This is a genomic window from Variovorax sp. GW821-FHT09D07 (genome assembly GCF_059416345.1).
This window is the reverse complement of the sequence record NZ_JBWKOY010000004.1, coordinates 531,276-553,972: the sequence shown is the minus strand read 5'-3', so window position 1 is coordinate 553,972 and position 22,697 is coordinate 531,276. Positions and strand designations below refer to the sequence as shown.

The following is a 22,697-nucleotide window of genomic DNA, read 5'->3' as shown; positions in this document are numbered from 1 at the left end:
TCAACTTCCGGCTTTCGTCGGAGGCTGCGGCCCTTTTTGATCAGCGAATGCGATCGGGCGCGGTGTGCAAGATAGGGAGATGCGAGAGACGCTGATCTGTGTCCAAAGACGCGTTCAAATCAGCGAAGCCTGCGATTATGGCACGGCTTCGGGTTTTTACCTAATTGTTGTCAATCCACCAAGCGCAGGAAGGTTTCCCGGTAGTGCGCCAGCTCCTCGATGGACTCGTGCACGTCGGCCAGCGCGGTGTGCGCCTGCTGCTTCTTGAAGGCGGTGTAGGCCGCGGGCTTCCAGCGCTTGGCCAGTTCCTTGAGGGTGCTGACGTCGAGGTTGCGGTAGTGGAAGTACGCCTCGAGCTTGGGCATGAACTTGACCAGGAAGCGCCGGTCCTGTCCGATGGTGTTGCCGCACATCGGCGAGCCGCTCCTGGGGATGTACTTGGCGATGAATTCGAGCAGCTGCTGCTCGGCCGCGGCTTCGTCGAGCGTGGAGGCTTTCACCTTGTCGATCAGGCCGCTGCGGCCGTGGGTGCCCTTGTTCCAGGCGTCCATGGCGTCGAGCACGGCGTCGCTCTGGTGAATGACGAGCACGGGGCCGTCGATGCGGGGCGTGAGGTCGGGGCCGGTGACGACCACGGCGATCTCGAGCAGGCGCTCTTTCTCGGGGTCGAGGCCGCTCATTTCGCAGTCCAGCCAGACCAGGTTCTGGTCGCTTTTCTTCAGGGTGGGGGCGGCTGCGGGGGGCGTCGGGTCAAGGGATTCGGGCATCGCAGGATTGTCGTCGAAGGCCTGCGCCCCGATATACCGGGGACTAAACTCGCCGCTTCATGATGTCTTATTCGCTCATCTTCACCCTTGCCTTCGCGGCGGCGCTCGTGGCGGGCCTGCTCGTGAAGTTCTGGCTGGCCACCCGCCAGGTGCGCCATGTGGCGCGCCACCGCGGCGCCGTGCCGGCCGCCTTCGCCAGCACGATCACGCTGGCCGCCCACCAGAAGGCGGCCGACTACACGATCGCCAAGGCGCGCTTCGGGCTCGTCGAGATGGCCTGGGGCGCCGCCCTGCTGCTGGGCTGGACGCTGCTCGGCGGGCTCGACCTGCTGAACAAGCTGCTGCTGGTGTGGCTGGGCGGCGGCATGGTGCAGCAACTGGCGCTGCTGGCGGCCTTTGCCGTCATCGGCGGCCTGCTGGAGCTGCCGTTCACGCTGTGGCAGACCTTCCGGCTCGAGGAGCGCTTCGGCTTCAACAAGATGACCTGGAAGCTCTGGCTCACCGACACCGTCAAGTCGACGCTGCTCGGCGCGCTGATCGGGCTGCCGATCGCGGCGCTCATCCTGTGGCTCATGGGTGCGGCCGGCACGCTCTGGTGGCTCTGGGCCTGGGGCGCGTGGATGGGCTTCAACCTGCTGCTGATGCTGATCTACCCGACCTTCATCGCGCCGCTGTTCAACAAGTTCAAGCCGCTGGACGACCCCACGCTCAAGGCGCGCGTCACGGCGCTCATGAAGCGCTGCGGCTTCGCGGCCAAGGGCCTGTTCGTGATGGACGGCAGCACGCGCAGCGCGCACGCCAATGCCTACTTCACCGGCTTCGGCGCCAGCAAGCGCGTGGTGTTCTACGACACGCTGCTGCGCCAGCTCAACGCCGGCGAAGTCGAGGCCGTGCTCGCACACGAACTCGGCCACTTCAAGCACCGCCACATCGTGAAGCGGCTCATCGCGATGTTCGCGCTGAGCCTGGCCGGTTTCGCGTTGCTGGGCTGGGTCTCGACGCAGGTCTGGTTCTACGCCGGCCTGGGCGTGCAGCCCAACCTGTCGCCGGCCGCGCCCAACAACGCGCTGGCGCTGCTGCTGTTCATGCTGGCCGTGCCGGTGTTCAGCTTCTTCGTCGCCCCGCTGCCGGCGCGCCTGTCGCGCAAGCACGAGTTCGAGGCCGACGCCTACGCCGTGGCGCAGACCAGCGGCGCCGACCTGTCGGCCGCCCTGCTCAAGCTCTACCAGGACAACGCCTCGACGCTCACGCCGGACCCGGTGTTCGTCAAGTTCTACTACTCCCACCCGCCCGCCTCCGAGCGCCTTGCGCGCATGGCCGCGGCGTGACCCTCGACCCACCTTTTCAGCGAAGCCCCTCATGAGCAGCATGTTCAAACCCAAGGACTGGAAAAACCTCCCGGCCCGCAAGGCCCTGAGCGCCACCGAGATCGTCTCGGGCCTGGCCCAGCTCGACGGCTGGAAGCTCACCGGCGACAGCGCCGATGTCGCGATCGAGAAGACCTTCACCTTCGCAAACTACTTCGAGACCATCGCCTTCGTGAATGCGCTGGCCATGGTGGCCCACACGCAGGACCACCACCCCGACCTGTCGGTGCACTACAACCGCTGCGTGGTGCGCTTCAACACGCACGACGTGAACGGTCTGTCGATCACCGATTTCGATTGCGCTCGGCAGGCCGACGCGCTGGTTGCGAGCCCCGCCGCATGAGGACACGCGCCTGTGGCTAAGCCGGGCCGCGCCGCCTTCACCCCCGCTGCGCACAACACGGGGAAGGCGCACCACGACGGCCTCGTCGTCGCCAGCCACGGGCGTCACTGCCTGGTCGAAACGCCCACCGGCGAGCGGCTGATCTGCCACCCGCGCGGCAAGAAGAGCCAGGCCGTGGTCGGCGACCGCGTGCGCTGGCAGGCCACCGAAGACGAAGGCACCATCGAAGAGGTGCTGCCGCGGCGCAACCTCTTCTACCGACAGGACGAGATCCGCACCAAGTCGTTCGCGGCCAACCTCGACCATGTGCTGATCCTGATCGCGGCCGAGCCGGAGTTTTCCGAACACCAGCTGGCGCGCGCACTGATCGCGGCCGAGGCCGAGCGCATCACGCCCATCATCGCGCTCAACAAGAGCGACCTCGTCGAACCCTTTGCGCGCGCCTGGGCCAAGCTGGCGCCCTACCGCCGCATGCACCACGGCGTGCTGCCGCTGTCGCTCAAGGCTTCCGGCGAAGCGGACTACGCCTCGCTGATGAAGCTGCTGGCGGGCAAGTCGACGCTGGTGCTCGGCCCATCGGGCTCGGGCAAGAGCACGCTCACCAACCTGCTGGTGCCCGGCGCGAGCGTGCTGACGCAAGAGATTTCGCAGGCCCTCAATTCAGGCAAGCACACGACCACCAGCACCACCTGGTACTGGATCGACGAGGCCCGCACCACCGGTCTCATCGACTCGCCGGGCTTCCAGGAATTCGGCCTGAACCACATCGAGCCGATGCAGCTCGCCGGCCTCATGCCCGACATCGCCGAGCACACGGGCGACTGCAAGTTCTACAACTGCACCCACCTGCACGAACCCGGCTGCGGCGTGATCTCGAACGTCGAAACGGCGACGCAACCCGGACCGATCAGCGCCTCGCGCTACAAGATCTACGGCGAACTGTTCGCCGAGCTGAGCCAGACACGCTACTGACGCCGCACCGAAGGCTCGGCCACGCTCAGGCCAGCCAGGTGCGGTACGACTTCCAGGTCGGGTCGAAGGCCAGATCGAGCGCCACCCGCAACTCCAGCGCTTCCTGCACCGATTGCGCATGCGCAATGGCCGCCTGCGGATCGGCCACATGGAAGTGCACGGTGCGAACACCCTCTTCCAGCACGATGTGCGTGCAGCAGCCTTCGCCGTGCGCCTGCAGCAGCGCGGTCAGCCGGTCTTCGTAAGCACGGGCCTCGTCCAGTTCCTCGCCCGATTCGACGGGGATGGCGGCCGAGAGCCGATGGCCCAGGTCGGCACGCCCGAGCAGTGCGTTCGCGGCGTCGTTTCGCATCACGACCGCCTCGACCTCGCTGCCGTCCTCGGCGGTGCGCGTGGCCGTCAGGCCGGACCAGCCGTGCTCGCCCGCGGGAAACACGCCGGTGTGGCCCAGATCCTCGCGCCAACATGCGTCGAACAGAGGCACGAAGCCGTCGAGCGGCACGCCATCGAAATCCGCTTGCGCGTCCGCCTCGACGTGATCGACCGGCCCGACCTTCACGGCGAAGTCGTACTCGCCCAGGATGCGGTCGAGCATGATCAGGCTCATGTGGCGCGCGTGGTCCTGCATGTCCATCGGAATGGGCTTGGCAAAGCCGATCTCCAGCGCCACCCGCCCCTTGTAGGGCTCGTGCTTCACGAGAACGTCCGAGCTGGCGAGTTCGAAGTCGTTCATGCGCATGCTGAAACCTTCGCGCATGCGCTGCCTGAAGGCCTCCACCTCGACCTGGGGCAACGCGGGCGCGCTGCGCACCAGCGCCATGAGGTCTTCGAAATCGTCTTCGGCGCCGTGCGCCGTCAGCACGAGCGTGAAAGCCGGCGGGTCCCCCAGCACTTCGGCGGCCAGGTTCGGGAAGAAGGGCTGCAGCAGCGCGTTCAGCGCCTCCACCAGCGCGGGGCCCGACAAGGCATGCAGGCTCTCGAGCTTGTCGCCCAAGGTTTGCCAGAACGATGCGCAGGCAACGGCGCGCGGATCGGCATGAAGGGTCGACATGGACTTGCCTCGGGATGTCAGGCGAGGATGTCCTGCAGGCACTGCACGAGCGCGCTGCACTGATCCCGCGTGCCGATGCTGATGCGCAGGTACTGCGCGATGCGCGGCTGCTTGAAATGCCGCACCAGCACGGCGCGCTCGCGCAGCAAGGCGGCCAGTTCGGCCGCGTCGCGCTGCGGATGGCGCGCGAACACGAAATTGGCCTGCGACGGCAGCACCTCGAAGCCCAGGTCCTCGAGCTGCAGGCTCAGGCCTTCGCGCGTGTCGACGACCTGGTCGCGTGTCTTGCGAAACCACGCCTCGTCGTCGAGCGAGGCCACGGCGCCGGCGGACGCCAGGCGGTCGATCGGGTACGAATTGAAGCTGTCCTTGACCCGCACGAGCGCGTCGATCAGGTGCGCCTGCCCGCAGGCGAAACCGACGCGCAGGCCGGCCAGCGAGCGCGACTTGGACAGCGTCTGCACCACGAGCAGGTTCGGATACCGACTGATCAGCGACAGCGCGCTCTCGCCGCCGAAATCGACATACGCCTCGTCGACCAGCACGACGCGATCGGGGCACGCAGCAAGCAGCTGCTCGATGCGCGCCAGCGGCTGGCCGATGCCGGTCGGCGCGTTCGGGTTGGCGATGACGATGCCGCCGCAGCCCTGCCGTGCGCGCGCCGCGAACGCATCGATGTCGATGCGCAGGCCCTCATCGACCGGCAGCTGCTCGCAGGCGATGCCGTAGAGCTGGGCATAGACCTTGTAGAAGCTGTAGCTCACGTCGGGCATCAGCAGCGGCTGCGCCTGCTGGAAGAAGGCGAAGAACGCGTGCGCGAGCACTTCGTCCGAGCCGTTGCCCGCGAACACCTCACCGATCTGCAGCCCGTGGCGGCGCGCCACAGCTTCGCGCAGCGCGAGCGACGTGGGGTCGGGGTAGCGCTCCAACCCGTCGGCGGCCGCGCGCTGGATCGCCGCGATGGCCTCCGGCGACGGCGGGTACGGGTTCTCGTTGGTGTTGAGCTTGACGAGGTTGGCAATGCGCGGCTGCTCGCCGGGCACGTAGGGCTCGAGCGCGCCGATGCGCGGGCTCCAGAAGGCCGGTGCGGACGGGGTGGTCATGGGGTCAGCCGAGCAAGCGCGCGAGCGTGAGCAAAGCCAGCAGCACCATCCACATCACGACCGAGCGCCAGACCAGGCCGACCACGCTGCGCAGGTGGCCGGGCTCGGGCTCGCGCCCCGGCGTGCTGCCACTGTCCAGGCGCCGCCCGACGCTCGGCGACTCGCCGGCCTGCGCGCGCGGCAGCGGATCGGCCACCGGGATCGGGCTCAGCGAGCCGCCACCCAGGCGCACGTTCACCGCGCCGGACGTGGCCGCGAGGATCACGCCGTCGTTCTCGTTGGGGAAGCGCCGCGCGTCGTTGCGCCAGCAATCGATGGCCTCTTCGAAGCTGCCGACCACGGCGAAGCCGAGCGCCGTGATGCGCGCGGGCAGCCAGTCGACGGCATGCCAGGCACGCTCGGCCGCGTCCTGCACCGCCACGCTCGAGGGCTGCACCGGCGCGCCGTTCTTGTGGGCCCAGTAGCGCGCGACGAACTCGCTCATGCGATAGAACACCGCGCCCGCCGGCCCCAGGCCGAGAGCCGCAAGCACCGAGAACCAGGCCAGCACGCCGAAGACATGCCGGTGCGCCGCAATGACCGAATGCTCGATCACATGGCGCACGATTTCGCTGCGCGGCAGCTCGGCGGCATCGACGCCCTGCCAGTGCGCCAGCAGCGAGCGCGCGAGCGGCTCGTCGCCCTCGTCGAGCGCATCGCGGATGTCGGTGAAATGGTGGCTGAACTGGCGAAAGCCCAGCGTCATGTAGAGCACCGCGACGCTCCACAGCACGGCGAACGGCAGGCCCAGCGTGAGCACCAGCAGCCAGTGCACGCCCAGCGACAGCAGCGTGGGCACGAACACCGCGAGCCCCCAGGCGATCCATCCGTGGTGCGGCTTGCCCGCATCGAAGTTGCGGCTGGTCCAGCGCGTCCACGCCAGGACGCCGCCGTACACGGGGTTGTGCGGGCCCAGCGGCCGCACCTGCTCGATCAGCAACGCGCACAGGATGGCAAAGAAGCTCATCCTTCGATGATAGCGAGAGCACCTGAAGGTTTTGACCCCAGGTGGCGCCCGATCCGGCTCAGGCGGCGAGGAAACGGTAGAGGTTGCGCAGCATGCCCGCGGTGGCGCCCCAGACGAAGCGCTCGTGCGGGCCATCGACGTACGGCATCGAGTACCACTCGCGTCGGACCCCATCGGTGGCGCTGACCGCGTGGCGGCGGTGGTTGGCCGGGTCCATCAGCCAGGCCAGCGGCACCTCGAAGGCCTCGGCCACTTCGAACGGATTGATGTCGAGCACGAAGTCGGGCTGCACCAGCGCGACCACCGGGGTCACGACGAACGAAGTGACGGTCGTGTAGGTCGGCAAGGTGCCGAGCACCTCGATGAACTGCGCCGACAGGCCCACCTCTTCCCAGGCTTCGCGCAGGGCGGCGGCCTGGATGTTGGCGTCCTCGGGGTCGACGCGCCCGCCGGGAAAGGCCACCTGTCCCGAATGGGTCGACAGATGGGTGGTGCGCTCGGTGAGCAGCACGGTCGCGCCTTGCGGGCGCTGCACGATCGGCACCAGCACGGCGGCCTGGGCCGGCACGCGGTCGGTCATGCGGGGCTCGCGGCGAAGCTCGGGCGTCCAGATGGGCGGCGAGGCAAAGCGCGCGCGCAGGGCCGTTGCCGTCAGCTGCGCCGGCACCACCGCCGGCAGACCGTCGCTTCCGTCCACGAAAGGCGCCTGGCGCGGGTCGATCTGCAGCAACGCGGGCGGCACCACGGCATTGACGGGTTCGACGACGGCGGAGGACGTGGGGGCGGAAGTGGAGGAGGTCAAGAGAGGATGCGGCCTGTGGCGGAATGAAAGGAGTAGAGCGTAAAAATGGAAAACTGTCTTGAAGCGCGGCGCCAACGCAAAAAGCCGCCAGAGCGGCGGCTTTTTGAGCAGAAAGGACGGCGGCTGATTAAGCGGCCGACGCAGCCTTCTGCGACTTGCCCGGCAGCTTTTCCTTGATGCGTGCCGAACGACCGCTGCGCTCGCGCAGGTAGTACAGCTTGGCACGGCGCACGTCGCCGCGGCGCTTGACTTCGATGCCGGCGATCAGCGGGCTGTAGGTCTGGAACGTACGTTCCACGCCTTCGCCGCTGGAGATCTTGCGCACGGTGAAGCCGCTGTTGAGGCCACGGTTGCGCTTGGCGATCACGACGCCTTCGTAAGCCTGCACGCGCTTGCGGCTGCCTTCGACGACGTTCACGCTGACGATGACCGTGTCACCGGGCATGAAATCGGGGATGGTCTTGCCGAGACGGGAAATTTCTTCCTGCTCGAGGGTCTGGATGAGGTTCATGATTTCCTGGATATCGATCGTTTCGGGCTGCACTAAAGGCGCCGTGGCTTTGGCGGAAGAACCGCTAGAAAACCGGGCGCGGCCGGACAGAGGATCGGGGAACCTCGGATTATAGCTTTTTTTTCAGCGCGGCCTCATCGGCCTTGTTCAGCTTGCCAGCCGCCCTTGCGGCATCGATCAATTCGGGGCGCCGTGCGGCCGTGATGGCCAGGCGCTGGTCGCGCCGCCAGCGCTCGATCTGCGCATGGTGGCCCGAGAGCAGCGGCGCCGGAACGCCCTGCCCGTTCCACTGCTCGGGCCGGGTGTAGTGCGGGCAGTCGAGCAGCCCGTCGAGCGCCGGGTTGAAGCTGTCCTGCACATGGCTGGCCTCGTCGCCCAGCACGCCGGGCTGCAGCCGGGCCACGGCGTCGAGCAATGCCATCGCCGCGATCTCGCCGCCCGACAGCACGAAGTCGCCGAGGCTGACCTGGTGCGTGACGCGCGCGTCGATGAAGCGCTGGTCGATGCCTTCGTAGCGTCCGCAGACCAGCACCGCACCCTCGCTCGCCGACCAGCGCTCGACGGCCTCGTGGCGCAGCGCCTCGCCGATGGGCGAGAACAGCACCACCGGCGCCGGTGTGCCGCGGGCAGCCAGCGCGGCATCGAGGCAGGCCGTCAGCGGCTCCGCCATCATCACCATGCCGGGTCCGCCGCCGAAGGGGCGGTCGTCCACGCGCTTGTAGTTGCCCTGCGCGAAATCGCGCGGATTCCACAGCACGACCTCGACCTGCTTCGATTCGTAGGCGCGGCGCGTCACGCCGCTGGCCATGAAGGGCGCGAACAGTTCGGGAAAGAGCGTGAGGACGTCGAAGCGCATGCGCGCGCGGCCCGGGTCAGAACTCGGGTTGCCAGTCGACCGTGATGAGGCGGCCGGGCAGGTCGACCTTGTCGACGAAGACCGAGACGAACGGCACCATGCGCTCGATGGTCTTGCCGTCTTCTTCGGCCGTCAGCACCAGCGTGGTCTGCGGGCCGGTGGCGAGCAGTTCGCGCACCGCACCAAGCACGACACCTTCGCGGTTGACGACCGACAGGCCGATCAGGTCGACCCAGTAGTACTCGTCGTCGCCGGCGGTAGGGAAGCTCGAGCGCGGCACGAACACGCGCGCGCCGCGAAGCGCCTCGGCCGCGTTGCGGTCGGGCACATCCTCGGACGAGGCGACGATGCAGTCGGAATGTTCTTTGGCTTCGCGAACCGCGAGCCGGAAAGCGGCAGGTGTGGAGGCTCCAGGAGCCTGCAGGAACCAGCGCTTGGAAGAAAAAAGCGCCTCAGGTTGGGCGCTGTGGGGCAGGACCTTGAACCAGCCCTTGATGCCCCAGGCATCGGCGATGCGTCCGACCTCGATCGCATCCGCCGGCAGTTCGGCGGCTTCGAGTGTGGGCAACATCGCCGTGCGGGCGGCTTAGGCGGCCGCCGCGGGAGCCGCAGCAGCGGCTTGCTTGATCAGGCGCAGCACCGTGGGCGAAGCCTGGGCACCGACGCTCTTCCAGTACGCGAGGCGGTCCTGGGCGATGCGGATGCTTTCTTCGTTTTCCTTGGCGGTCGGGTTGTAGAAACCCAGACGCTCGATGAAGCGACCATCGCGGCGAACGCGCTTGTCCGACACGACGATGTTGAAGAACGGACGGCCTTTGGAGCCGCCGCGGGAGAGTCGAATGACGACCATGATTTATCCTTGGGTGGTCAGCGAGCCAGTTCAAATAGAAAGAGGCCCGCTCACGATGTTCTTCCAGCGTCGAGACACGCGACATGGCCACCCGGCCAGCGCACGCTGAAAAGCCCACGATTATAGCCCGACCCGGGTTTTTCTCCGAATTCCGGCCCCGCGCCGCCTGCCCCACCCGCATGACCCTCACCCTCCGCCCCAGCCGCGACGAAGACATCGCAGCCATCACGGCCATCTACGCCCACCACGTGCTGCACGGCACCGGCACCTTCGAAACCGAGCCCCCGTCCGAGGCCGACATGGCCGCCCGGCGCGCCGACGTGCTGGGCAAGAACCTGCCCTACCTCGTCGCCGAAGAAAACGGCGAAGTGTTGGGTTTTGCCTACTGCAACTGGTTCAAGCCCCGGCCGGCCTACCGGTTTTCGGCCGAAGACTCGATCTACATGTCCGAGGCCGCGCGCGGCAAGGGCGTGGGCGCACAGCTGCTGGCGGCGCTTTCGCAGGCGGCCGAAGCGGTCGGCGTGCGCAAGCTGATCGCGGTGATCGGCGATTCGGCCAACGCCGGTTCGGTCGGCGTGCACCGCAGTCAGGGCTTCACGCACGTGGGCGTGCTGAAAGACTGCGGCTGGAAGTTCGACGCCTGGCGCGACGTGGTCCTGATGGAAAAAGTACTCGGCGAAGGCAGCCGCACCAAACCCGAATGATGTGATGAAGAAAATGAAAAGCAAGACCGTCGCCGCCTGGCTCTCCTTCCTCGGAGGCCCGCTGGGCCTGCACCGCTTCTACCTGCGCGGCATGGGCGACTGGCTCGGCTGGCTGCTGCCCATTCCCACGGCGCTTGGCATCTACGGCATCGAGCGCCTGCGCATGTACGGCGTGGACGACGGCGTGAGCTGGGCGCTGATCCCGCTGCTCGGCTTCACGATCGCAGGCTGCGCGCTGATGGCGATCATCTACGGCCTGATGACGCCCGAAAAATGGAATGCCCGCTTCAACGCCGGCGCAGCGCCCGACGCCGCGCCGGGCCAGACCAACTGGCTCACGATCGGCGCCGTGGTGGCGTCTTTGTTCTTCGGCAGCTCGATCCTGATGGCGAGCATCGTGTACAGCTTCCAGCACTACTTCGAACACCAGATCGAAGAAGGCCGGAAGATTTCGCAGTAAGCCCGAGGGCCGCGGTTCGCTCACCAGCTGAAGTGAAGGCCGGGCGGAATCCCCTCCGGATTCCCGAGACCAGCGGCCTGGACCGAGCCCCGGCGCAGGGCCGCTCTTTCCAAAACCTAAAAACATCCCGGAGGGGAAATGTCACTGCTTTCGACTCTCGGCCAGAAACTGGCTGTCGTTACTCTGTGCCTGTCTCTCGGCGCATGCGCCACGTACGACCGCGCAAAGGCGCCACCCGTGGTCGCTGGCTCCATCGCAGTCAAGGTCAGCAGCGACCAGGTCTCGGGCTGGAGCGACTTACCCCTCGGCGCCTACAAGGTTCCTGAGAGTGACGTGATCATCACTGGCCATCAGCGCGGCAATGCCGCTGGATTGATGTTCGGAGTGATCGGACTGGCCGTCACACATGCGGCCAACAGCAACAGTTCGGCGGCGGGGGCGAGCAACGCCGAAAAGACCCTACGCGTCAGGCTCGCCGCGCAGACGCGCAGCGAGGTCGAGAAGGCAATCGCCCAGCAGCCGCAGCCCAGCAAGTTCAGCATGGATTCCGGTTCCACACAGTTGGACGTATCCAGCGCTTTGCTGCTCTCGTACGCAACCGATACCGGCGTGCGCCCCTTCGCCATCCTGAAGGTGGCATTGAAGGGAGCCGACGGGCGTCCGCTTTGGCAGACCCGCTATTTCGCATCCACAGGCGAAGTCAAACCCCTGGAAGGCGCGAACAGTTGGACCGCCAACGATGGTGAATCGCTCAACGCAACCGTCGCCGTCAGCCTACAACGCGCGGTGAAGGTCATGCTGGATGACGTCGCCCAGCCGTACACCCGCGACGATAAGCGAATGACCGCAGTGGAAGCCGGCTTCCCGTATCTCCGGCCGCGCGTGCAGATGCTGGGCTACAACCTCATCGAAGACGAAAAATACATCGCCTTCGTGCCAAAGATCGGCGACGCGATGGTGCTGTCGGGCGTCAACGTGCTCGATAAGTCGGTGACGGTCTACCGCCCGGCGAAAGCGGACGATGTGACGTTCAAGCTGCTTCCCGACTCGCCGCCGACGGCGTCGAAATCCACCTCTTTGCCCGTAGCGGCACCCCAAACTGCACAGAAGTGATCCTAGGGATCAGAAAATCTGCCAGCTGAACCAGTAAGCAATCGCCGCAACGAAAGCCGAGGCGGGAATGGTCAGGACCCAGGCCCAGACGATGTTCCCCGCCACGCCCCAGCGCACCGCGCTGGCGCGCTGCGTGGCACCGACGCCGACGATGGCGCCCGTGATGGTGTGCGTGGTCGACACCGGAATGCCCAGCGCGGTGGCCAGGAACAGGGTCAGCGCCCCGCCGGTCTCGGCGCAGAAGCCGCCCACGGGCTTGAGCTTGGTGATCTTCTGGCCCATGGTCTTCACGATGCGCCAGCCGCCGAACATGGTGCCCAGTGCAATGGCCGCGTAGCAGCTCACGATGACCCAGGTCGGCGGCACCGCGTCGCTGGCCGAGGCGTAGCCGGTGGCGATCAGCAGCATCCAGATGATGCCGATGGTCTTCTGCGCGTCGTTGCCGCCGTGGCCCAGGCTGTAGGCACCGGCCGAGACCAGCTGCAATCGCCGGAACCACCGGTCCACGCGCGACGGCGTGGCACGCCGGAAGCCCCAGGCCACGACGATCATCATCAGCGAGCCCAGCAGGAAGCCCAGCAGCGGCGACACGAAGATGAAGGCCACGGTCTTCCAGATGCCGGAGGCCACGAGGCCGCTGGTGCCGGTCTTGGCGATCACGGCGCCCACGATGCCGCCGATCAGCGCGTGCGACGAGCTGCTCGGGATGCCGTAGTACCAGGTGACGAGGTTCCAGCTGATGGCGCCGATGAGCGCCCCGAACACCACGTGCACGTCGACCACCCCGGGCTGGGCGATGCCCTTGCCCACGGTGGCCGCCACGCTCAGGTGGAAGACGAAGATCGCGATCAGGTTGAAGAAAGCCGCGAACACCACGGCCTGCCCCGGCTTCAGCACGCCGGTGGACACCACCGTCGCGATCGAATTGGCGGCATCGTGGAAGCCGTTCATGAAGTCGAACAGGATCGCGAGCGCGACCAGCACCACCACCACCCAGAGGGCGACCTGCACCGTTGTCATCGGCTGCTACCCGTTTTCAGGAATTCTCGAGGACGATGCCCTCGATCACGTTGGCCACGTCCTCGCACTTGTCGGTGATCGTCTCGAGCAGCTCGTAGATCGCCTTGAGCTTGATGACCTCGCGCACGTCCGGCTCTTCGCGGAACAGCTTGCTCATGGCGCTGCGCATCACGCGGTCGGCGTCGGATTCGAGGCGGTCGATCTCCTCGCAGGTCTTGAGCGTGGCCTCGGCCACGGCCGGATCGGCGATCTTGCCGAGGTACTTCACGGCGTCCTTGAGGCGGTCGCAGCACTTCACGCTCAGGGCCGTGAGGCGCACGATCTCGTCGGTCATGTGGCGCACGTCGTACAGCGCCATGGTCTCGGCCGAGTCCTGGATCAGGTCGGCCACGTCGTCCATCGTGTTGATGAGCTTGTGGATCTGCTCGCGGTCGATGGGCGTGATGAAGGTCTTGTGGATCAGGCGGTTGACGTCGTGCGTCACGCGGTCCGCGGCGCGCTCGGCGTTGTCGACGTCGCGGTTGTACTGTTCGCGCAGGTGCACGTCCGCATAGTGGGTGACGAGCTGCTCGAACGCACGCGCCGCCTCCACGATGCGCTCGGCATGCTGGTTGAACATTTCAAAAAAATTGCCCTCTCGGGGCAGCAGCTTGCCGAACATGGAAAAAACTCCTGGGACGCGCCAATCACAATTTCATGACGCCTTCGTGAAAACTTCCCGAGTTTAACGGGCGCGACCGGAACGACCGGTCGGGCCGACCTTCGGGCCCCGGCGCGACAGGCTCGCTCAGGCCGGCAGCCGCAGTGCCACGACCAGCCGCACGCACGCGGCAACGCCGGCGAGATCGCGCAGTAGCGACCGCATGCCGGCCGCCCCGGGCGGTCAGCGGATTTTCTGGATGACTTGGCCGGTCACGCGTGCCAGCGCGGCGCGCGGCACCTTGTCGGGCGCGATCTCGGCCAGCGGCTTGAGCACGAAGGCGCGCTCGCGCATGCGCGGGTGTGGCAGGGTCAGCGTGGGGCTTTCGATCACCGAATTGCCGTGCATCAGCAGATCGAGATCGAGCGTGCGCGGCGCATTGGGAAAGGGCCGCTCGCGGCCGGCCAGCGTCTCCAGGCGCTGCAGCGCGATGAGCAGCTGCTCCGCGTCCAGCCCGGTGCGCACGGCCACCACAGCGTTGATGAAGTCGGGGCCTTCGGCATCGACCGGCGCACTGCGGTAGAGCGACGAGCGGGCCGTGACCTGGGTGCGCTGCAGCGCGCCGATGGCGGCCATGGCCTCCTTCACGGTCGCCTCGGCATCGCCCAGGTTGGCGCCAATGGCGACGAAGGCCTGCACGGTCGGGTAGTCCTCGCGCGGACCGCGTGGACGCGAAGGCGCGCGGCGCGCGGGCGGGCCGCCCTTGCTGCCTGCCGATGGCGGCTTGCCTCCGGCGCGCGGCGCGGGCTTTCCCCCCTTGGCTGCCTTGGCAGCCGGGGCGCCCTTCTTGCCGTCCTTCGGCCGGTCGGGCGTGCTCATTCGCCTGCGGCGCTCCCGCCGCCCTCGCTGCCGCCACCACTACCGCCGCCCACGGGGCGCGGCTTGCGCCGGCGCTTGCGCTTGCGCGGCGCGGCGGCTTCGCCGTCCGGCGGCACGGCGTCGGCCTCGATGTCGGGTCCGTCGCCGTCGTCCGATTCGGTCGCGGCCTGTTTCTGGCGCGCCGGCTGCTCGCTGCGCGGCTTGGGCGCAGCGGCCGGGTCGCGCAGGCGCACGCGCTGGCGCACCTTCTGTTCTTCGCGGACCTGTTCGAGCAGGTCCTGGCGGCGCAGGTCGTCAGCAGTGCTGAACTCCTGCCACCACTCGGCGATGGCTTCGCCGACTTCGCCCACGTCGGCACGCAGACGCATGAAGTCGAAGGCCGCGCGGAAGCGCGCCTGCTCGACCAAGCTGTAGGGCGTGGAGCCGGTGCGCTTGTCGAAGCGCGGCTGCATCATCCAGATCTCGCGCATGTCGGCGGCCAGCTTGCCGCGGCCGGACACATCGCCGATGCGCGAATTGAACACGTCGTCGATCGCGTCCTGCAGCGCCGGGAACGGCGGCTGCGGGCGCTGGCCGTGGCGGCCCTCCTGGCGCTGGGCCCAGCCGTCACGCACATCGGCCCACAGCACGCAGGCCAGCAGGAAGCTGGGCGCCACGGGCTTGCCTTCGCCGACGCGGCGGTCGGTGTCCTGCAGGGCGGCCTTCACGAAGGGCTGGTCGGCGCGCTCCACCACCACGTCGAGCAGCGGATAGATCCCGGTGGCGAGCCCCAGCTTGCGCAGCTGCTCCACCGTCGCGATGGCGTGGCCGGTCTGCAGCAGCTTGAGCATCTCGTCGAACATGCGGCTTTGCGGCACGTCGGCCAGGAGCTTGCTCGATTCGATGAGCGGCGCGGCGGTCTTGGCTTCCATCTTGAAACCGAGCGCTGCGAGCTTGGCCGAGAAGCGGATGGCGCGAATGATGCGCACCGGGTCTTCGCGGTAGCGCGTGACCGGGTCGCCGATCATGCGCAGCGTGAGCTTCTGGGCGTCCTTGATGCCGTTGTGATAGTCGACCACGACCTGGTTGGCCGGGTCGTAGTACATGGCGTTGACGGTGAAGTCGCGGCGCGCCGCGTCTTCTTCCTGCGGACCCCAGACGTTGTCGCGCAGCACGCGGCCGCTGGCGTCCACCGCGTGCTTCATGCTCGCGAGCTCGCCCTTGCTGGTGCGCTCGTTGCCGGCCACCTGCTCGGCGGCGGCGCTGTCCATGTAGGCGCGGAAGGTCGAGACCTCGATCACCTCGTGTTCGCGGCCACGGCCGTACACCACGTGCACGATGCGAAAACGCCGGCCGATGATGAAGGCGCGGCGGAACAGCGACTTGACCTGCTCGGGCGTGGCATTGGTGGCCACGTCGAAGTCCTTCGGGCGCAGGCCCAGCAGCAGGTCGCGCACCGCGCCGCCCACCACGTAGGCCTCGTAGCCGGCCTGCTGCAGCGTGGTGACCACGTTCTTCGCGCGTTCGTCGACCAGGGCGGGATCGATCTTGTGAACCTCTGCCGGCACCTCCTGGCGCTTGCCGAAGCGGCTCTTGCCCTGCGTGCCGCCGGCGGACTTGCCGAGCAGCTTGTCGATGAATTTCTTGATCATTGGTTGTTTTTTGAGGAGGAGCAGGCGCTTCTTCTTATCTGTCTATTCGTTTTCGAGCATGGAGCGGATCAGCGGAATGGTGATCGCGCGTTGGGTCTGCAGGGCGTAGCCGTCCAGCTGCGACAGCAGCTCCATCAGGCTGCCCAGGTCGCGGCTGAAGCGGTGCAGCATGAAGTCGAGCACGTCGTCGGACAGCATCACGCCGCGCGCGTCGGCCGCCTGGCGCAGCACCGCGCGGCGTTCGCTTTCGCTCAGCACCTGCAGGTGGAACACATGGCCCCAGCCGAGGCGGGTGCGCAGGTCTTCGCGCAGCGGCAGGTCGGCCGGCGGCAAGGCGCCGGCGGCAACCACGCCGCGCTGCAGGGTCTGGGCGTTGACAAACCAGTTGAAGGCCGCGTGCTGCTGCACCGCGGTGTAGAGGTGGACGTCGTCGAGCAGGACGGCGCCCCAGCGCTCGTCGAACTCGGGCGGCTCCAGCAGGCCGGCGTGCAGCCAGCCCACGCTGGCGCCCTGCTCGGCCAGTGCGACACGCACGGATTCGAGCAGGTGGGTCTTGCCACTGCCGCTGTCGCCCCAGAGGTAGGTCGGCACCGGCGAGTGCAGCGCGGGGCTGCCATCGGCGCCGCCGACCCACACTTGCAGGTGTCGCAGCGCCGCCTCGTTGGGGCCGGCAAAAAAGGCGTCGAAGCTGGGGCCCGTCGCAATGCCGATATCGAGCGCGAGCTGTTTCATCCCGGGAAGGTTCATGGAGGGGGCCCGGAGGGCCCTTAAAATCGTGAGGAATTCTATCGGCCCGGCCGCCTCGGTCGCCGGCGCCTCCCCTGCCCGCCCTTCCTCGCCGCTTCGCGAACCTTTTCGCTCCTTCTTCTCGACACCGCCCGCCCATGACCTCCTCCACGCCCACCCCGCTCAGCTACAAGGACGCCGGTGTCGATATCGACGCAGGCGACGCCCTGGTCGACCGCATCAAGCCGCTGGCGAAGAAAACCATGCGCGAAGGCGTGCTGGCCGGCATCGGCGGCTTCGGCGCGCTGTTCGAAGTGCCCAAACGCTACAAGGAACCGGTGCTGGTGAGCGGCACCGACGGCGTGGGCACCAAGCTCAAGCTGGCTTTCGAATGGAACATGCACGACACGGTCGGCATCGACCTCGTGGCCATGAGCGTCAACGACGTGCTGGTGCAGGGCGCCGAGCCCCTGTTCTTCCTCGATTACTTCGCCTGCGGCAAGCTCGACGTGGACACGGCCGCGGCCGTGGTCGGCGGCATCGCCCGCGGCTGCGAAATCTCGGGTTGCGCCCTCATTGGCGGCGAAACCGCCGAAATGCCCGGCATGTACCCGGCCGGCGAGTACGACCTGGCCGGCTTTGCGGTCGGCGCGGTCGAAAAGTCGAAGATCCTCACCGGCCAGAACGTCAAGCCCGGCGACGTGGTGCTCGGCCTGGCCTCGGCCGGCGTGCACTCCAACGGTTTCAGCCTCGTGCGCAAGGTGATCGAGCGCGCCGGCGCCGATTTGCCCGCCACCCTGGACGGCAAGCCCTTCCGCGAAGCCGTGATGGAACCCACCCACCTGTACGTGAAGCCCGTGCTCGAAGCGCTGGGCAAGCACCCGATCAAGGCGCTGGCCCACATCACCGGTGGCGGCCTGCTCGAGAACATCCCGCGCGTGCTGCCCGAAGGCACCGCCGCCCACCTGAAGAAGGGCAGCTGGCCGCAGACCGAGCTCTTCGCCTGGCTGCAGAAGGTGGCCGGCATCGACGACATCGAGATGAACCGCACCTTCAACAACGGCATCGGCATGGTCGTGGTGATCGATGCGGCCGAAGCCGCCGCCTGCGCCGCCACGCTGCGCGCCGCCGGTGAATCGGTGCACGAGATCGGCGTGATCGCCGAGCGCGGCGACGGCGCGGCCGTGGTCGTCGCCTGATCGCGCGCCCGTTCTTTTTTCTTTTTCTCACCGCACGCCCCGCTCCCCGGATGGCCACGCCGCTGCCCGACGCCACCCTCGCCGCCCCGCCCCCGGCCGCCGCCTCCCGCCACGTGGTACTGGCCAGCTACCTGCTGATGCTCGCGGGGCTGATGCTCGTGATGTGGCAGCACCTGCTGCCGGGGCTGCTGTGCGTGTGCATCGGCTTCCTGGTCGCACGCTGGTTCGCCCGTCTGCTGGGCGGCTGGCTGTCGCGCCTGAAGCCCCTGCGCTCCGCCGCCGGCAGCCTGGCCCGGGTGGTGGCGGTCACGCTGGTGCTGCTGGGCCCGATCGGCCTGGTCACGCTGGGGTTCTCCCAGGCGCGCGAGTACGTGCTCGATGCGCCCGACCAGTACCGCGAACTGCTCGACTACACGGCCCGCACAGTGCTCGAGCTGCGCTCCAAGCTGCCGCCCGACATCGCCGTCTACCTGCCCGAGGGCGCGGCCGAGGTGCAGCGCATCGTCGCCAACTACCTGCGCACGCAGGCCGGCTCGCTCGCCATGGCCGGGCGCGCCTGGCTGGGCGGGCTGCTGTTCGCCTACGTGGGCCTGATCATCGGCGCGCTGGCCGCCGTGGCGCCGGCGCCGGCCCAGCGCCGGCCGCTGGCGCAGCAGATGTTCCTGCGCATCACCACCTTCGGCGAGGCCTTCGGCCAGATCGTGGCGGCGCAGTTCTGGATCGCCGCCTTCAACACGCTGCTGACCGCGATCTTCCTGCTGTTCCTGATGCCGCTGTGGGGACTCGAGCTGCCCTACACGCCCGCGCTGATCACCCTGACCTTCGTGGCCGGGCTGGTGCCGATCGTGGGCAACCTGGTCTGCAACTCGGTGATCACGCTGGTGGCGCTGTCGGTGTCGCCGGTCACGGCCGCCGCCTGCCTGGCCTTCCTGATCCTGATCCACAAGGCCGAGTACGTGATCAACGCCAAGGTGGTCGGCGCGCGCACGCAGATGCGCGTGTGGGAGCTGCTGTCGGTGATGTTCGTGGCCGAAGCGGTGTTCGGCCCCGCCGGGCTGGTGGCGGCGCCGCTGTACTACGCGTACCTGAAAAAAGAACTGCACGCAGGCGGCCTGGTCTAGCGACCGGGCAATGTCCTGATCTGATCGGTTCCGGTCCGCATCGGCGCGGACGAAGCGCTGGCGGCGCCCAAGAATAGGCGGCATCATCCACTTTGCCTTGCCCGCCGCCGCCATGACCACCTGTCTGATTGTGATCGACGCCCAGGAATCGTTTCGCCACCGCCCCTACTGGAACGCCGCCCTGCTCGCGCCCTACCTCGAGGCCCAGAACGCGCTGATCGCCGGCGCCGTGGCGGCCGGACTGCCGGTGGTGCGCGTCTTCCACGTCGATGCGCCGCCATCCCCGGCCAACCCCTTCGCGCTCGAATCGGGCCACGTGCGCCCGATCGAGGGCCTCGCGCCTTTCGAGGCGGCCGCCACCTTCACCAAGCACCGCCACAGCGCGCTGGTCAACAGCGGCCTGGACGTGTGGCTCACGCAGCACGGCATCCGCCGCCTGATCGTGAGCGGCATCCGCACCGAGCAGTGCTGCGAAACCACCACGCGCCACGCCTCGGACCTGGGCTGGGAGGTCGACTACGTGACCGACGCCACCCTCACCTTCGACATGGTGCAGCCCGATGGCCGGCCGCTGTCAGCCGCCGACATCAAGGCGCGCACCGCGACCGTGCTGGACGGACGCTTCGCCACGGTCTGCAGCGTGGCGCAGGCGCTTGAGCGCGCCACGGAAGGCGCGACGACATGACCCCGCTGCGCGTGCGCATCCTGGCCTACGACGGCGTCGAAGCACTCGACTTCGCCGGCCCCTTCGAGGTCTTCACCACCGCTGCCCGCGTCCACCAGCGCCTGCAGCCGGGTGCGTCCGCGCCGTTCGAGGTCGCCTCGGTCGCCCACACCCGCACCGGGGAAACGGTGCAGGCGCGGGCCGGCCTGCGGCTGCTCGCCGACCACACGCTGGCCGATGCCGCCGCCACCGCCGACGTGCTGGTCGTCCCCGGCGGCGTGGTCGATGCGCCGATGGCGAGCCCCGACACCCTGCGCTGGATCGCCCGGTGCGCGGCCGGCGCGCAGCTCATCGCCTCGGTCTGCACCGGTGTCTTCCTGCTGGCGCAAAGCCGCGTCGTGACGCGCGAGGCGGTCACCACGCACTGGGAAGACCTCGCCGACCTGCGCGCCCAATTTCCGCAGCTCGACGTGCGCGACGGCGTGCGCTGGGTCGACACCGGCCGCATCGTCAGCTCGGCCGGCATCAGCGCGGGCATCGACATGAGCCTGCACCTGGTCGAACGCCTGGCCGGACGCGACCTGGCCGAGCGCACGGCGCGCCAGATGGACTACGCATGGACCCGCAACGAGACCCTGTCCGCGTAGTCTTCGTGCTCCTGCCCGACAGCCTGGTGCTCGACTGGGCCGGGCCGGCCGAGGCGCTGCGCATCGCCAACCAGCGGCTGCGCGCGGCGGGCCAGCCCGAGCGCTTCGTCATCGAATTCGCGGGGCCGCGGCCCAGCATGAGGGGCTCGGTCGGCGTCGCGCTTTCGGGGCTGTCGCCATTGCCGACGCAGTGGGACGGCCCGGGCTGGGTGGTGCTGGTCGGCCTGCCGGGCGACACCATCGCGACCGACACCCCCGAGGCGCAGGACCTGCTGCACTGGCTGCGCGGCCAGCGCTTCACGCGCGGCGGCGTCGAGCTGGTCACGGTCTGCGCGGGCGCCCTGCTCGCGGCGCACGCGGGCGCGCTCGCGGGCCGGCGCGTCACCACGCACCACCATCACCTGGACGAGCTGCGCGCCGCGGAGCCGCGCTGCGAGGTGGTGAGCAACCGCGTGTTCGTGATCGACCCGCCGGTCTACAGCAGCGCGGGCGTCACGACGGGCATCGACCTGATGCTGTACCGCATCGCCGACACCTGCGGCGAGGCGCTGGCGGCCCAGGTCGCGCAGGCGATGGTGGTGGCGCTGCGGCGCGGCCCGCACGACCCGGAGCTGTCGCCCTTTCTCGCCTACCGCAACCACCTGCACGCGGCGCTGCACCGGGTGCAGGACGCGGTCAGCGAACAACCGCAGGCCGACTGGAGCGTGCCGCGCATGGCCGAGGTCGCCCACACCTCGGCGCGGCACCTGACGCGGCTGTTCGTCGAGCATGCGGGCGTGGCGCCGCTGGCCTACCTGCGCCGGCTGCGGCTGGCGGCCGCGCAACTGGCGCTGGCCTCGGGCGCCAGCGTGACGCGGGCGGCCGAGCTGTCGGGCTTCGGCTCGGACACGCAGCTGCGCCGCGCGTGGCACCAGTTCGGGTTGCCGGGCTCGCCCTCCGCGGGCACCTCGGCACCCGTCCGCTAAGGCTTGTCGCCGCAGGCCTCGGCGCGCGCCCGCAGCAGCGCCTGTTCGCGCGTGTTGCGCGTGAGCGAGGCGGCGCGCTGGAACTCCCGCCGCGCCTCGTCGCGGCGGCCCAGCTTGAAGAGCAGGTCGCCGCGCACGGTCGGCAGCAGGTGGTAGCCCTTCAGCGCGGGCTCGTCCTGCAGCGCATCGACCACCTCCAGCCCGGCCGCCGGCCCGAAGGCCATCGACAGCGCGACCGCGCGGTTCAGCTCGACGATGGGCGACGGCGACAGCGCGGCCAGCGCGTCGTACAGCGCCGCAATGCGGGCCCATTCGGTCTCGCCCGCGGTGCGCGCGCGGGCATGGCAGGCGGCGATGGCGGCCTGCAGCGCGTAGGGGCCGAGCGCGCCGCCCAGCGCTTCGGCGCGCGCCAGCGCCGCCAGGCCGCGGCGGATCAGCATCGGGTCCCAGCGTGCGCGGTTCTGGTCGAGCAGCAGCACCGGTTCACCCGAGGCGCCCACGCGCGCGGCAGTGCGCGAGGCCTGGATTTCCATCAGCGCGACCAGCCCGTGCACCTCGGCTTCGCCGGGCACCAGTTCGGCCACGATGCGGCCCAGGCGCAGCGCCTCGTCGCAGAGCGCGGGGCGCATCCAGTCGTCGCCGGCGGTGGCCGAGTAGCCCTCGTTGAAGATCAGGTAGAGCACCTCGAGCACCGAGGCCAGCCGGGCCTCGAGCTCGTGGCGGCGCGGCACCTCGAAGGGCACGCGCGCCTCGGCCAGCGTGCGCTTGGCACGCACGATGCGCTGCGCCACGGTGGCCTCGGGCACGAGAAAGGCGCGCGCGATCTCGTCGGTCGTGAGGCCGCCCATCAGCCGCAGCGTGAGCGCCACGCGCGCCTCGGTCGAAAGCACCGGATGGCAGGCGGTGAACACCAGGCGCAGCAGGTCGTCGCCGATGTCGTCGTCGAGCGCCGCATCCACCGCCTGCGCGAAGTCGGCCTGGGCCATGGCGTGCAGCGCGTCGAGTTCGCGGCCGATCTCGGGCGCCTTGCGCTCGGCCAGCTGCACGTGGCGCAGGCGGTCGAGGGCGCGGTGCTTGGCCACCTGCGTGAGCCAGGCGGCGGGGTTGTCGGGCACGCCGTCGACGGGCCACTGCTCGAGCGCGGCCACCAGCGCGTCCTGCGCCAGCTCTTCGGCCAGGCCCACGTCGCGCACCTTGCGCGCGAGCGCGGCGATGATCTTCGCGGACTCGATGCGCCAGACCGCCTCGATGGCGCGGTGGATGGCGGCGGTGTCTGGTCCGCTGCTCATGCGGCCTGGCT

Annotated in this window: 26 protein-coding genes; 11 read left to right on the top strand and 15 right to left on the bottom strand. The window is 68.6% G+C overall.

All coding sequences use genetic code 11. From position 1 onward, the window contains the following. Window positions 1-170 precede the first annotated feature (170 nt). On the bottom strand, window positions 171-767 hold the full coding sequence (orn, locus tag AC07OX_RS18240) for an oligoribonuclease (protein ID WP_070062329.1): 597 nt from the start codon (window positions 765-767) through the stop codon (window positions 171-173). Window positions 768-829: 62 nt separating this feature from the next. Here orn and AC07OX_RS18235 point away from each other — a divergent pair, with 62 nt between their 5' ends. The 3 genes from AC07OX_RS18235 to rsgA are packed head-to-tail and all read left to right on the top strand — an operon-like array spanning window position 830 to window position 3,449. Continuing rightward, window positions 830-2,095 (top strand): M48 family metallopeptidase, encoded by a 1,266-nt coding sequence (locus AC07OX_RS18235; protein WP_062475108.1) that lies wholly within the window; start codon window positions 830-832, stop codon window positions 2,093-2,095. A gap of 31 nt (window positions 2,096-2,126) precedes the next feature. Beyond that, window positions 2,127-2,477 carry a 4a-hydroxytetrahydrobiopterin dehydratase gene (locus tag AC07OX_RS18230; protein ID WP_495260971.1) on the top strand — a complete coding sequence of 117 codons (351 nt, stop codon included), beginning with the start codon at window positions 2,127-2,129 and terminating at the stop codon, window positions 2,475-2,477. Window positions 2,478-2,489: 12 nt separating this feature from the next. After that, window positions 2,490-3,449 (top strand): ribosome small subunit-dependent GTPase A, encoded by a 960-nt coding sequence (gene rsgA, locus AC07OX_RS18225; RefSeq protein ID WP_083259283.1) that lies wholly within the window; start codon window positions 2,490-2,492, stop codon window positions 3,447-3,449. A gap of 25 nt (window positions 3,450-3,474) precedes the next feature. On the opposite strand, the gene AC07OX_RS18220 is transcribed toward rsgA, so the two are convergent. The 8 genes from AC07OX_RS18220 to rpsP form a co-directional block, all read right to left on the bottom strand. Further along, a complete protein-coding gene (locus AC07OX_RS18220) occupies window positions 3,475-4,500 on the bottom strand; it encodes a hypothetical protein (protein ID WP_495260972.1) in 1,026 nt (341 codons plus the stop codon). A gap of 17 nt (window positions 4,501-4,517) precedes the next feature. Next, window positions 4,518-5,603: a histidinol-phosphate transaminase gene (hisC, locus tag AC07OX_RS18215; RefSeq protein ID WP_495260973.1), complete on the bottom strand. Its 1,086-nt coding sequence runs from the start codon at window positions 5,601-5,603 to the stop codon at window positions 4,518-4,520. Window positions 5,604-5,607: 4 nt separating this feature from the next. Next, the gene (locus AC07OX_RS18210; protein ID WP_062475069.1) at window positions 5,608-6,609 is read right to left on the bottom strand and encodes a CobD/CbiB family protein; all 1,002 of its coding nucleotides are present in this window, start codon (window positions 6,607-6,609) and stop codon (window positions 5,608-5,610) included. Window positions 6,610-6,667: 58 nt separating this feature from the next. Then, on the bottom strand, window positions 6,668-7,411 hold the full coding sequence (locus AC07OX_RS18205; RefSeq protein WP_495260974.1) for a CoA pyrophosphatase: 744 nt from the start codon (window positions 7,409-7,411) through the stop codon (window positions 6,668-6,670). 127 nt (window positions 7,412-7,538) lie between these two features. Then, window positions 7,539-7,922 (bottom strand): 50S ribosomal protein L19, encoded by a 384-nt coding sequence (gene rplS, locus AC07OX_RS18200; protein ID WP_056572437.1) that lies wholly within the window; start codon window positions 7,920-7,922, stop codon window positions 7,539-7,541. A gap of 109 nt (window positions 7,923-8,031) precedes the next feature. Then, window positions 8,032-8,778: a tRNA (guanosine(37)-N1)-methyltransferase TrmD gene (gene trmD / locus AC07OX_RS18195; RefSeq protein ID WP_390342059.1), complete on the bottom strand. Its 747-nt coding sequence runs from the start codon at window positions 8,776-8,778 to the stop codon at window positions 8,032-8,034. A 16-nt stretch (window positions 8,779-8,794) separates the two neighbouring features. Next, the gene (rimM, locus tag AC07OX_RS18190) at window positions 8,795-9,349 is read right to left on the bottom strand and encodes a ribosome maturation factor RimM (protein WP_159275690.1); all 555 of its coding nucleotides are present in this window, start codon (window positions 9,347-9,349) and stop codon (window positions 8,795-8,797) included. 15 nt (window positions 9,350-9,364) lie between these two features. Beyond that, window positions 9,365-9,628, bottom strand: a complete 264-nt coding sequence (gene rpsP / locus AC07OX_RS18185) for a 30S ribosomal protein S16 (protein WP_070062321.1) — start codon at window positions 9,626-9,628, stop codon at window positions 9,365-9,367. A gap of 179 nt (window positions 9,629-9,807) precedes the next feature. On the opposite strand from rpsP, the gene AC07OX_RS18180 reads away from it, so the two are divergent. The 3 genes from AC07OX_RS18180 (at window position 9,808) to AC07OX_RS18170 (ending at window position 11,905) form a co-directional block, all read left to right on the top strand. After that, window positions 9,808-10,332: a GNAT family N-acetyltransferase gene (locus AC07OX_RS18180; RefSeq protein ID WP_062475081.1), complete on the top strand. Its 525-nt coding sequence runs from the start codon at window positions 9,808-9,810 to the stop codon at window positions 10,330-10,332. A gap of 13 nt (window positions 10,333-10,345) precedes the next feature. Beyond that, a complete protein-coding gene (locus tag AC07OX_RS18175; protein ID WP_070062592.1) occupies window positions 10,346-10,792 on the top strand; it encodes a TM2 domain-containing protein in 447 nt (148 codons plus the stop codon). Window positions 10,793-10,930: 138 nt separating this feature from the next. After that, the gene (locus tag AC07OX_RS18170) at window positions 10,931-11,905 is read left to right on the top strand and encodes a hypothetical protein (RefSeq protein ID WP_495260975.1); all 975 of its coding nucleotides are present in this window, start codon (window positions 10,931-10,933) and stop codon (window positions 11,903-11,905) included. Between the two features lie 9 nt (window positions 11,906-11,914). Here the strand turns inward: AC07OX_RS18170 and AC07OX_RS18165 are convergent, their stop codons facing one another. From AC07OX_RS18165 to hda, 5 genes are all read right to left on the bottom strand, one after another. Further along, complete coding sequence (locus tag AC07OX_RS18165; protein WP_495260976.1) at window positions 11,915-12,925, bottom strand: inorganic phosphate transporter; 1,011 nt, start codon at window positions 12,923-12,925, stop codon at window positions 11,915-11,917. Between the two features lie 16 nt (window positions 12,926-12,941). Beyond that, complete coding sequence (locus AC07OX_RS18160; protein WP_056571891.1) at window positions 12,942-13,586, bottom strand: DUF47 domain-containing protein; 645 nt, start codon at window positions 13,584-13,586, stop codon at window positions 12,942-12,944. Between the two features lie 222 nt (window positions 13,587-13,808). Next, window positions 13,809-14,444: a 2-amino-4-hydroxy-6-hydroxymethyldihydropteridine diphosphokinase gene (gene folK / locus AC07OX_RS18155; protein ID WP_495260977.1), complete on the bottom strand. Its 636-nt coding sequence runs from the start codon at window positions 14,442-14,444 to the stop codon at window positions 13,809-13,811. Continuing rightward, window positions 14,441-16,075 (bottom strand): polynucleotide adenylyltransferase PcnB, encoded by a 1,635-nt coding sequence (gene pcnB, locus AC07OX_RS18150; protein WP_495260978.1) that lies wholly within the window; start codon window positions 16,073-16,075, stop codon window positions 14,441-14,443. Before pcnB ends, folK begins: the two co-directional genes overlap by 4 nt. Window positions 16,076-16,117: 42 nt before the next feature. Next, complete coding sequence (gene hda, locus AC07OX_RS18145; RefSeq protein ID WP_056571899.1) at window positions 16,118-16,807, bottom strand: DnaA regulatory inactivator Hda; 690 nt, start codon at window positions 16,805-16,807, stop codon at window positions 16,118-16,120. Window positions 16,808-16,959: 152 nt separating this feature from the next. On the opposite strand from hda, the gene purM reads away from it, so the two are divergent. The 5 genes from purM (at window position 16,960) to AC07OX_RS18120 (ending at window position 21,397) form a co-directional block, all read left to right on the top strand. Beyond that, window positions 16,960-18,000 carry a phosphoribosylformylglycinamidine cyclo-ligase gene (gene purM / locus AC07OX_RS18140; RefSeq protein ID WP_062475090.1) on the top strand — a complete coding sequence of 347 codons (1,041 nt, stop codon included), beginning with the start codon at window positions 16,960-16,962 and terminating at the stop codon, window positions 17,998-18,000. Window positions 18,001-18,050: 50 nt separating this feature from the next. After that, window positions 18,051-19,121, top strand: coding sequence for an AI-2E family transporter (locus AC07OX_RS18135; RefSeq protein WP_095950558.1), 1,071 nt, complete (start codon window positions 18,051-18,053; stop codon window positions 19,119-19,121). Window positions 19,122-19,233: 112 nt separating this feature from the next. Further along, window positions 19,234-19,806: an isochorismatase family protein gene (locus AC07OX_RS18130; RefSeq protein ID WP_307637418.1), complete on the top strand. Its 573-nt coding sequence runs from the start codon at window positions 19,234-19,236 to the stop codon at window positions 19,804-19,806. Further along, complete coding sequence (locus tag AC07OX_RS18125; RefSeq protein ID WP_495260979.1) at window positions 19,803-20,432, top strand: DJ-1/PfpI family protein; 630 nt, start codon at window positions 19,803-19,805, stop codon at window positions 20,430-20,432. Before AC07OX_RS18130 ends, AC07OX_RS18125 begins: the two co-directional genes overlap by 4 nt. Further along, window positions 20,402-21,397, top strand: coding sequence for a GlxA family transcriptional regulator (locus AC07OX_RS18120; protein WP_495260980.1), 996 nt, complete (start codon window positions 20,402-20,404; stop codon window positions 21,395-21,397). The genes AC07OX_RS18125 and AC07OX_RS18120 overlap by 31 nt, the downstream gene beginning before the upstream one ends. Here the strand turns inward: AC07OX_RS18120 and AC07OX_RS18115 are convergent. Then, a complete protein-coding gene (locus tag AC07OX_RS18115; RefSeq protein ID WP_495260981.1) occupies window positions 21,394-22,686 on the bottom strand; it encodes an RNA polymerase sigma factor in 1,293 nt (430 codons plus the stop codon). The genes AC07OX_RS18120 and AC07OX_RS18115 overlap by 4 nt on opposite strands. Window positions 22,687-22,697: the final 11 nt, after the last annotated feature.

What these genes read in the sequence shown, in the direction of transcription:
- orn (WP_070062329.1), bottom strand. Translation starts at nt 767, where the DNA reads ATGCCCGAATCCCTTGACCCGACGCCCCCCGCAGCCGCCCCCACCCTG.
- AC07OX_RS18235 (WP_062475108.1), top strand. Translation starts at nt 830, where the DNA reads ATGTCTTATTCGCTCATCTTCACCCTTGCCTTCGCGGCGGCGCTCGTG.
- AC07OX_RS18230 (WP_495260971.1), top strand. Translation starts at nt 2,127, where the DNA reads ATGAGCAGCATGTTCAAACCCAAGGACTGGAAAAACCTCCCGGCCCGC.
- AC07OX_RS18220 (WP_495260972.1), bottom strand. Translation starts at nt 4,500, where the DNA reads ATGTCGACCCTTCATGCCGATCCGCGCGCCGTTGCCTGCGCATCGTTC.
- hisC (WP_495260973.1), bottom strand. Translation starts at nt 5,603, where the DNA reads ATGACCACCCCGTCCGCACCGGCCTTCTGGAGCCCGCGCATCGGCGCG.
- AC07OX_RS18210 (WP_062475069.1), bottom strand. Translation starts at nt 6,609, where the DNA reads ATGAGCTTCTTTGCCATCCTGTGCGCGTTGCTGATCGAGCAGGTGCGG.
- rplS (WP_056572437.1), bottom strand. Translation starts at nt 7,922, where the DNA reads ATGAACCTCATCCAGACCCTCGAGCAGGAAGAAATTTCCCGTCTCGGC.
- trmD (WP_390342059.1), bottom strand. Translation starts at nt 8,778, where the DNA reads ATGCGCTTCGACGTCCTCACGCTCTTTCCCGAACTGTTCGCGCCCTTC.
- rimM (WP_159275690.1), bottom strand. Translation starts at nt 9,349, where the DNA reads ATGTTGCCCACACTCGAAGCCGCCGAACTGCCGGCGGATGCGATCGAG.
- rpsP (WP_070062321.1), bottom strand. Translation starts at nt 9,628, where the DNA reads ATGGTCGTCATTCGACTCTCCCGCGGCGGCTCCAAAGGCCGTCCGTTC.
- AC07OX_RS18180 (WP_062475081.1), top strand. Translation starts at nt 9,808, where the DNA reads ATGACCCTCACCCTCCGCCCCAGCCGCGACGAAGACATCGCAGCCATC.
- AC07OX_RS18175 (WP_070062592.1), top strand. Translation starts at nt 10,346, where the DNA reads ATGAAAAGCAAGACCGTCGCCGCCTGGCTCTCCTTCCTCGGAGGCCCG.
- AC07OX_RS18170 (WP_495260975.1), top strand. Translation starts at nt 10,931, where the DNA reads ATGTCACTGCTTTCGACTCTCGGCCAGAAACTGGCTGTCGTTACTCTG.
- AC07OX_RS18165 (WP_495260976.1), bottom strand. Translation starts at nt 12,925, where the DNA reads ATGACAACGGTGCAGGTCGCCCTCTGGGTGGTGGTGGTGCTGGTCGCG.
- AC07OX_RS18160 (WP_056571891.1), bottom strand. Translation starts at nt 13,586, where the DNA reads ATGTTCGGCAAGCTGCTGCCCCGAGAGGGCAATTTTTTTGAAATGTTC.
- folK (WP_495260977.1), bottom strand. Translation starts at nt 14,444, where the DNA reads ATGAGCACGCCCGACCGGCCGAAGGACGGCAAGAAGGGCGCCCCGGCT.
- pcnB (WP_495260978.1), bottom strand. Translation starts at nt 16,075, where the DNA reads ATGATCAAGAAATTCATCGACAAGCTGCTCGGCAAGTCCGCCGGCGGC.
- hda (WP_056571899.1), bottom strand. Translation starts at nt 16,807, where the DNA reads ATGAAACAGCTCGCGCTCGATATCGGCATTGCGACGGGCCCCAGCTTC.
- purM (WP_062475090.1), top strand. Translation starts at nt 16,960, where the DNA reads ATGACCTCCTCCACGCCCACCCCGCTCAGCTACAAGGACGCCGGTGTC.
- AC07OX_RS18135 (WP_095950558.1), top strand. Translation starts at nt 18,051, where the DNA reads ATGGCCACGCCGCTGCCCGACGCCACCCTCGCCGCCCCGCCCCCGGCC.
- AC07OX_RS18130 (WP_307637418.1), top strand. Translation starts at nt 19,234, where the DNA reads ATGACCACCTGTCTGATTGTGATCGACGCCCAGGAATCGTTTCGCCAC.
- AC07OX_RS18125 (WP_495260979.1), top strand. Translation starts at nt 19,803, where the DNA reads ATGACCCCGCTGCGCGTGCGCATCCTGGCCTACGACGGCGTCGAAGCA.
- AC07OX_RS18120 (WP_495260980.1), top strand. Translation starts at nt 20,402, where the DNA reads ATGGACCCGCAACGAGACCCTGTCCGCGTAGTCTTCGTGCTCCTGCCC.
- AC07OX_RS18115 (WP_495260981.1), bottom strand. Translation starts at nt 22,686, where the DNA reads ATGAGCAGCGGACCAGACACCGCCGCCATCCACCGCGCCATCGAGGCG.